Genomic DNA, 8,106 nt, shown 5'->3' with positions numbered 1-8,106 from the left:
ACGCGCCGGCCGGCGCGTCGCCGTCCTGGCCCGAAGAGGGAGCCCACCGCATTCCCTTCGCCGTCTACACCGACGCGGCCCTGCACCAGCGCGAGCTGGAGCGTTTTTTCTATCAGGGCCATTGGAGCTATGTCGGCCTGGAAGCCGAGATCCCCAAGCCCGGCGATTTCAAGCGCACCGCCGTGGGCGAACGCTCGGTCATCCTGCTGCGCGACCAGGATGGACAGGTGCGCGTGGTGGAGAACGTCTGCGCGCATCGCGGCGTGCAGTTCTGCCGCGAGCGCCACGGCAACCGCAGCGAGTTCGTCTGCCCGTATCACCAATGGAACTACGACCTGCAGGGCAACCTGATCGGCGTGCCGTTCCGGCGCGGCGTCAAGCAGGACGGCAAGGTCAACGGCGGCATGCCGCCGGACTTCAAGCCCGAGGAACACGGCCTGACCAAGCTGGCGGTGGCCTGCCGCAACGGCGTGGTGTTCGCGTCATTCGACCATGAGGTCGAGCCGCTGGAGGACTACCTGGGACCCGACATCCTGCATTACTTCGACCGCGTCTTCGATGGCCGCGAGCTGGTGATCCATGGCTACAGCCGCCAGCGCATCCCGGGCAACTGGAAGCTGATGCAGGAGAACATCAAGGATCCCTATCACCCCGGCCTGCTGCACACCTGGTTCGTCACCTTCGGTCTGTGGCGCGCCGACAACCGCTCGGAACTGAAGATGGACCGGCATTTTCGGCACGCCGCGATGATCTCCACGCGCGGCCAGGGCGGCAAGGGCAGCGTCACCAGCGGCGTGTCGAGCTTCAAGGAACAGATGTCGCTGAACGACGACCGCTTCCTGGACATCGTGCCCGAGCCCTGGTGGAACGGGCCGACCGCCGTGCTGATGACGCTGTTCCCCAGCGTCATCATCCAGCAGCAGGTCAATTCCCTGTCGACCCGCCACATCCAGCCCGTCGGCCATGACGCCTTCGACTTCGTCTGGACGCATTTCGGCTTCGCCGAGGACAGTCCGGAAATGACGCGGCGGCGCCTGCGTCAGGCCAATCTGTTCGGCCCGGCCGGCTTCGTGTCTGCCGACGACGGCGAGGTGATCGAGTTCTCGCAGGCCGGCTTCGCGCAGAAGCCCTGGCACCGCAGCGTGGCGGAGTTGGGCGGCAAGACCGCCGAGAACACGGAGCACATGGTCACCGAGACGCTGATACGCGGCATGTACCAATACTGGAAAAAAAGGATGGCCCCCCCGAGCGCTGCGCGCTTCCCCCAGGGGCGCAGCTGCGGACCGGCGGAGCCGGATCCGCGCTGCCCGGATGAGGACGGTATTGCCTGAGTGGGGCGCGTTTCTTCTTGCCTTGTGGCGCTTTGCGCCGGGGATGACTGAACATGATTGACTTTGGCTTGTACTGGCAGATCGGCCAGCTTTATGCCGACTATGCAGCGGCGCTGGACGCGGGGGAATGGGACAAGTGGCCCGACTTCTTTGTCGAGGACTGCGTCTACAAAGTGGTGCCGCGCGAGAATCACGAACGGGGTTTTCCGCTGGCGACGATGTCCTTCGAGAGCCGCGGCATGCTCAAGGACCGCGTCTACGGCGCGACCGACACCATCTTCCATGACCCGTACTACCAGCGCCATGTGGTCGGCGCGCCGCGCGTGCTGTCGGTGGATGCCGGGCGCATCGTGTCCGAAGCCAGCTATGCCGTGTTCCGCACCAAGCCGAACCAGCTGACCACGGTCTACAACGTGGGGCGATACGAGGACGTGATCCGGCGCACGCCGGACGGCCTGAAATTCGAATCGCGCCTGTGCATCTTCGACAGCGAGCTGATTCCGAACTCCCTCATCTATCCGATCTGACCAGGAGCCAGAACGCATGAGCACAGAATGGACCAGGGCCCTCGCGCGGGCCGACGTGCCGGACGAAGACGTCATCGCCGTGACGGCCGGCGGCAGGGAAATCGCGCTGTACGGCGTGGACGGCGAGGTCTACGCCACCGACAACCTCTGTACGCACGGCAATGCCAGGCTGTGCGACGGCTTTCTCATGGGCCACGAGATCGAATGCCCGCTGCACCAGGGCCGCTTCGACGTGCGCGACGGGCGCGCGCTGTGTTCGCCGCTGAGGGAAAACCTGGTCACCCACCCCGTCCGGATCGAGGACGGGATCGTGTTCGTAGCCTTGTAGGCTAGGCCGACGCCGGCGCGCTCAGCGCCAGGCGCAGCGCCTCGTTGGCGGCGGCCATGCCCATGGCCGCCGTCACCGTGACCACCGAGCCGTAGCCGGCGCAGGACAGGCCCTGCGGCGCGATGGCCTGGCCGGCGGCGCCCACCGCGTCCTCGCCTTCGGTCGGACGGGTCCAGGCGTCGGGCAGGATGGCGGGCTGGTCGAACCACAGCGCATGCACACCCATCTTCGGCACCCGCTTGAGCGCCTTGCCGTTGCGATCGGACGCGCGCGCAAAGCCGTGCTCCTTGCGCAGCTTGTTGCGCAGCTTGGACAGCAGCGCGTCGTTCACCGCCGCCGACAGGTCGCCGGCGCGCAGCGCCAGCGGATCGGTCTTGCCGCCCGCGCCGCCGCACAGCAGCATGGGCGCGCCCAGCGCGCGCGCTTGCAGGATCATGGCGATCTTCGCCGCAGCCTGGTCGGTGCAATCGATGATGACGGTATAGGGGCCGGGCAGCACCTGCGCCACATTCTCGGGCGAGACGAAATCGTCGACCAGGGTCAGCACGCATTGCGGATTGATGGCCTGAACCCGCTCGGCCATGGCCTGGACCTTGGACTGGCCCAACGTCTGCGTCAATGCATGGATCTGCCGATTGACGTTGGATTCGGCGATGTGGTCCAGGTCGATCAGCGTCAGCGCGCCGACGCCGCAGCGCGCCAGCGCCTCCACCGTCCACGAGCCGACGCCGCCCAGGCCGGCCACGGCGACGTGGGCATCCTGAAGGCGCGCGGGCGCCTGCTGTCCATACAAACGAGAAAGACCGCCGAAGCGGCGGTCGAGGTTGGCGGTATCGCCGGGGGATTCGAGCGAGGTCATGGGCCTATTTTAGGGCAGACGGCAGCCACTCCCCCACGGGACCACGCAATATGCACCGGGATTATGTTCCGGCGCCTGCCAGCATTTATTGTTCAAACCATATTGTCGAACGCAGATAATCCACTGCCACTGCAAAAACGGCCGAACTTTGCCGCACTTCCGCCGATTGTGGCGCGCGCCCCGCGGTTATCGTTGGCGCAACGCCTTAACGCGTGGGACAGACTTTGACCGGCACGCAAAGAATCCTTGACCAACCCGCCCTGATTGCATTGGAGGCCATAGGCAAGTCTTACCGGATGGAAAACCGGCTCGTCCCGGTCCTCCACAATGTGAGCCTGACCATCCACAGGGGACAGACTTGCGCATTGCTCGGATCTTCCGGATCGGGCAAGAGCACGCTGCTGAACATACTCGGGCTGTTGGATCCCCCATTGTCTGGCCGTTTCCATTTCAACGGCCAGGATATGCTGCGCGCTGCGCCGGACGAACGGGCCCGGATCCGCAATCAGCACATCGGCTTTGTATTCCAGGCATTCAACCTGCTGCCGCGCCTCACCGCGCTGGAAAACGTGGCCTTGCCCCTGGCCTACCGCGGCATGCCCCGTGGCCAGGCCCGCGAACTGGCGACGGAGCAATTGGAACGGGTCGGACTGGCCGACCGTTCGGGCCACCGCCCCGCCGACCTGTCCGGCGGCCAGCGCCAACGGGTGGCGATCGCCCGCGCGCTGATCTGCAATCCCTCCGTGATCCTGGCGGACGAGCCCACGGGGAACCTGGACAGCGCGACCGCCCATGACATCATGACATTGCTGCTCGACCTGAACAGGGAGCATGCCGTCACGCTCATCATGGTCACGCACGATGCCGGGCTCGCCAGCCTGTTCCAGAGACGGCTGCAGGTCAGGGCCGGAGCAGTGCTTGAAGCCGGCCAGGCGCCGGTCGCCGCCCATGCCTGACATCACGCATGGCCCGTCCTTCGCATGGTTGCTGGATGAGGCCGTCCACAGCCTGCGGTCGCTGGGCCGGCGGTCCATTCTCGCCTTGCTGGGCATCATGGTAGGCAGCGCGGCGATCATCGCGCTGCTCAACATCGGACACAATGCGGCCGAAGACGTCATGCGCGCGTTCAGGCAGATGGGCACCGACAGGCTGGTGGTGAACTTTCCCATCGTCCAGAACGCGCGCCCGCTACCAGCCACATTGGATACCGCCGCCTTGCGCCAAGCGGTGCCGGCGCTGTCACGTGTCGCGCCATTATCCTTTTTCGCGACTACCGTCCGCCATGGCGGCAAGACCGCGCACGCCAGGCTGATCGGCGCGACCGCGGATCTGGCGCCGGTCATCAATCTGACCATGGCAACGGGACGCTTCTTGTCCGAATTCGACCAAAAGAGCACCTTCGCCGTCGTCGGGGCGCAACTCGCGCGGGAGCTCGGAGGAGAAGGCCGCCCGCTGCAGCCTGGCGACCGCCTGCAGATCGGATCCTATCTTTTCGACGTCATCGGCGTCACCCGCAATCTCGCCCCCAATTCACTGATACCGATCATGGCGGACCTGTCCATCATGGTGCCCATCGATGGACTCCGACGCCTGCATTCCTCGCCGGAGGTCGGCAGCATCCTGGCCAGAGCCGACCCCGCCGCGGATCTGGCGGTGACGGCCCATGATCTTCAACAGTATCTGCAAGACCAGCTGGGAGGCCGCCCGGTGGATGTGCAGATACCCAGGCAGCTGCTGGACGGCCTGAAGCATCAGGCCGATACGTTTTCATACCTGCTCGCCGGACTGGGCGGCATCTCCTTGCTGGTGGGCGGTGTGGGAGTCATGAATGTCATGCTGATGAACGTCGCGGAACGACGCCGGGAAATCGGTGTCCGTCTGGCGCTGGGCGCGCGCCCCAGGGACATCCGTGCCTTGTTCCTGCTCGAGGCGGGCGCCCTGTCCATTGCCGGCGCGCTACTCGGCGCCTTGCTGGGACTATTGAGCGCCTATGCTTTCTCGCGGTACTCGGGCTGGACGTTCTCACTGGCCCCCTACTCCCTGCCCCTTGGGGTGGGAAGCTCGCTCCTGATTGGTGTTTTCTTCGGGATTCACCCCGCGGTATCCGCGGCAAGGCTCCATCCGGTCGAGGCGCTGCGCGATGCTTGAAGTCCGACTGCTTTGCGGCTGCCTGCTTGCCGGCGCAACGATCCTGCATCCGGCCTGGGCAGAAGATGCCTTTACCCCTTCGCGCGCGACGTTGCGCCAGCCCGCGACGACATCGTTGAACGGAAGGCTGATAGACCTCAGCCTGAGCGACGCTGTGTTTCTCGGATTGCGTGGCAATCGCACCATACAGAGCGCTTACCTGAACCGCATCGCCCAAAAGTACGATCTGCGCGTCGCCGAAGACTATTTCAATCCCAAGCTGGTACTCGGCGGGCGGTATGTGGCGACCAAAGGCAGCGATGACGGCACCCGCGAGGGCGTGATCGCGCCGGTCGCCCGCATGGTCAGCCCGATCGGCACGCAATTCAGCCTGAGCTGGAACTCCCAGATCAATCGCTCCGACCGGTACGGCAATCAGCGCAGGAACGGCGTGACCTTCACCGTAATACAGCCCTTGCTACGCGGCGCGGGCCACGACGTGGCAACCGCGCCCGTCCGGCTGGCGCGCCTGATGGAACAGAACAATCGGCTGGGGCTGCAGGCCACGGTTTCCCGGACGGTCACCCGCATCATCCTTGCGTATCGCGACCTGCTGCGCACCCAGGAACAATTGACCATCGCCAGCGATTCCCTGGCCAGGTCCCGGCAACTGCTGGACATCAACAAGGCGCTGATCGCCGCCGGCCGCATGGCGCAATTCGAGATCATCCAGACAGAGGCGGACACCGCGAATCAGGAACTGGGGGTGGAAGAAGCTCGCAATCAGGTGGAGGCAAGCCGGCTGGCGTTGCTGCAATTGCTCGCGCTCGATTTGAGCAATCCCGTCAAGGCCAGCGACACCCCGAAAGCAGAACCCTTGCAGATCAACGAGCTGGAAGCGCAGCGACTCGCACTGGAACACCAACCGGACTATCTCAGCCAGGTCATCGCGGGAGAGCAGGCGGAAATCAATCTGACTGTGGCGCGCAACAACAGCCTGTGGGATGTCTCGTTGGTGGGCGGCGCGAATCAGGCGCGGGACCAGTTCAGTGGAGGATACGAGGGCCGCGCCAATCGGAATTGGCAAAGCTATGCCGGCATTCAGATCGAGGTTCCCATCGGCAACCCCGCCACGCGCCAAGGCGAAGTGCAGGCGAAAGTCAACGTGGACACCCAGGCTGTCCGCATCAAGGAAGCGCAACAGCAACTGGAGCGCGAGGTGGCAAATGCGATCCGCGATGTACGGTCGCGCTGGCGACAGTACGAGATTGCCGGGCGCGCACGCGACCTGTCGAGAAAGAAACTGGAGTTTGAACGCGAGAAGCTCCAGGCGGGCCGCTCCAGCAACTTTCAGGTGCTCAGCTTTGAAACCGACCTGCGCAACGCCGAAAATGCGCGGTTGAACGCCCTGATTGGTTATCTGAATGCGCAGACGGAATTGGATCAGCGGCTGGGCATGACGTTGAAGAGCTGGGATATCGCACTCAATGACTAAGTCTCGATTCGACTGGCAACGAACCGCCGCGATCGGTGCCGCCGCCGCGGCACTCTGCGGACTCGCCTTGGCCGCCTGGTCGCCCTGGCGCCCGGCCCCCCCGGCAACCGCGCCCGGAACGCATTGGCAACTGGTCCGGCCCGAACCGTTGACCCTGCGCCTGGGCTTGGTCGGACGGCTGGAGGCGGACATGACTCTGACCGTCAGCGCCCCCTTCGACGGCACCATCCAGGACAAGCGGATCACGGTGGGACAGCGTGTGGAGCGCGATCAGCTCCTGTACACCCTGGACACCGCCCAGCTGGACGTGCAGGTGCGCCAGGCGCTGGCGGAGCTGTTGAAGGCGAAGCGCGCCGTCCAGGATCTCGCAAGCTGGGAGAGTGGCCAGGAAGTGGGCCGCGCACGGCGCGCCGTGGCGACGGCGCGCATGGGCCTGGCCGATACCGAACGCAAGCTGGCCGAAACCAGAAGCCTACTGGATCGCGGCATCGTGCCTCGCATGGAAGTCGACGCGCTGGACCAGCAGGCGAGGCAACAGCGGCTGGACCTGGCGTCGGCGCAGGCCGAACTGACAAGCACGCTGGCGCGCGGCCAGGGCGAGAACCTCCAGATTGCCGATATGGAATTGACCAACGCCACCGCCAAACATGGCGATCTGGCGGCTGCCCGCGAACGGCGCACGATCAAGGCTCCCTTTGCCGGCGTCGCGGTGAACGTGCCCGGCCCCGCGACCGCCGCGCCGATGGCGCCGGTCCAGGTCGGCTCCCGCGTCACGCCCGGCCAACCGCTCATTGGCCTGGCCAGCGTCGAACACCTGAAGGCGATCGCCAAGGTCGACGAAGCGGACGTCAATCAACTGCGAGAGGGACTGCCCGTGGAAGTCAGCGGCGATGGCTTCGAGGGCCTTGTCCTGCAAGGAAGCATCTCGGCAGTGGGCCGGCAGTCCATCACCAACGACACGCAGGGCGTTGGCGCCTCTTACCTGGTCACCGTGAGCCTTCCCCTCTTGACCATCGAGCAGCAAGCTAAGGTACGGCTGGGAATGAGCGCCCGGCTGTCGATCATCACCTACCGGAACGATCAGGCCGTGGTCGTGCCCGCTGCAGCGCTGGCCCGCATTGGCGACGACCTGACGGTGGTTCACCGCGACACCGCAGAACAGCCAGGCCGCCGGATCGCCGTGACGGCAGGACGGGCTACTACCGCGGGCGTCGAAGTATTCGGCGTTCCTGCCGGCTACGTCGAAGTACCCGATGACGCCGAATGAACGAGACGTTAATCGCGGCGGCGCTTAGCACCATGCGAGAACATATTGTCGACTGAGCACATTGAATAATCCAAAAAAATTACTGACCCATTTAATATTGCCGTGCGATCTAAATAATTCCAGATAAGCGCCGTTATCAATTGAGGAATACCGCAACCGCATACGCCAGGCA

The 8,106-nt window shown here is 64.8% G+C and carries 8 protein-coding genes; 7 read left to right on the top strand and 1 reads right to left on the bottom strand.

Annotation, left to right across the window (positions count from 1 at the left end):
- The first annotated feature begins 50 nt into the window (after positions 1 to 50).
- Genes AC6LJ5_RS16805 through AC6LJ5_RS16795 form a run of 3 tightly spaced genes read left to right on the top strand, consistent with a single transcriptional unit; the run spans position 51 to position 2,186 of the window.
- Positions 51 to 1,331, top strand: coding sequence for an aromatic ring-hydroxylating dioxygenase subunit alpha (locus AC6LJ5_RS16805; protein ID WP_498141076.1), 1,281 nt, complete (start codon positions 51 to 53; stop codon positions 1,329 to 1,331).
- A 53-nt stretch (positions 1,332 to 1,384) separates the two neighbouring features.
- Entirely contained in the window at positions 1,385 to 1,858 is a 474-nt protein-coding gene (locus AC6LJ5_RS16800; RefSeq protein ID WP_103272602.1) for an aromatic-ring-hydroxylating dioxygenase subunit beta, read from the top strand.
- A 16-nt stretch (positions 1,859 to 1,874) separates the two neighbouring features.
- The gene (locus tag AC6LJ5_RS16795; protein WP_498141072.1) at positions 1,875 to 2,186 is read left to right on the top strand and encodes a non-heme iron oxygenase ferredoxin subunit; all 312 of its coding nucleotides are present in this window, start codon (positions 1,875 to 1,877) and stop codon (positions 2,184 to 2,186) included.
- Between the two features lies 1 nt (position 2,187).
- On the opposite strand, the gene AC6LJ5_RS16790 is transcribed toward AC6LJ5_RS16795, so the two are convergent.
- Positions 2,188 to 3,045 (bottom strand): tRNA threonylcarbamoyladenosine dehydratase, encoded by an 858-nt coding sequence (locus tag AC6LJ5_RS16790; RefSeq protein ID WP_498141071.1) that lies wholly within the window; start codon positions 3,043 to 3,045, stop codon positions 2,188 to 2,190.
- Positions 3,046 to 3,269: 224 nt separating this feature from the next.
- Here AC6LJ5_RS16790 and AC6LJ5_RS16785 point away from each other — a divergent pair, with 224 nt between their 5' ends.
- The 4 genes from AC6LJ5_RS16785 (at position 3,270) to AC6LJ5_RS16770 (ending at position 7,934) form a co-directional block, all read left to right on the top strand.
- On the top strand, positions 3,270 to 4,001 hold the full coding sequence (locus AC6LJ5_RS16785) for an ABC transporter ATP-binding protein (protein WP_392411441.1): 732 nt from the start codon (positions 3,270 to 3,272) through the stop codon (positions 3,999 to 4,001).
- Positions 3,994 to 5,193 carry an ABC transporter permease gene (locus tag AC6LJ5_RS16780; protein WP_392411442.1) on the top strand — a complete coding sequence of 400 codons (1,200 nt, stop codon included), beginning with the start codon at positions 3,994 to 3,996 and terminating at the stop codon, positions 5,191 to 5,193. Before AC6LJ5_RS16785 ends, AC6LJ5_RS16780 begins: the two co-directional genes overlap by 8 nt.
- On the top strand, positions 5,186 to 6,667 hold the full coding sequence (locus AC6LJ5_RS16775; RefSeq protein WP_498141070.1) for a TolC family protein: 1,482 nt from the start codon (positions 5,186 to 5,188) through the stop codon (positions 6,665 to 6,667). The genes AC6LJ5_RS16780 and AC6LJ5_RS16775 overlap by 8 nt, the downstream gene beginning before the upstream one ends.
- A gap of 190 nt (positions 6,668 to 6,857) precedes the next feature.
- The gene (locus tag AC6LJ5_RS16770) at positions 6,858 to 7,934 is read left to right on the top strand and encodes an HlyD family secretion protein (RefSeq protein WP_498141069.1); all 1,077 of its coding nucleotides are present in this window, start codon (positions 6,858 to 6,860) and stop codon (positions 7,932 to 7,934) included.
- Positions 7,935 to 8,106: the final 172 nt, after the last annotated feature.

This window comes from Achromobacter sp. 1011791174 (assembly GCF_059760925.1).
This window is presented reverse-complemented; position numbering and strand designations above follow the sequence as displayed.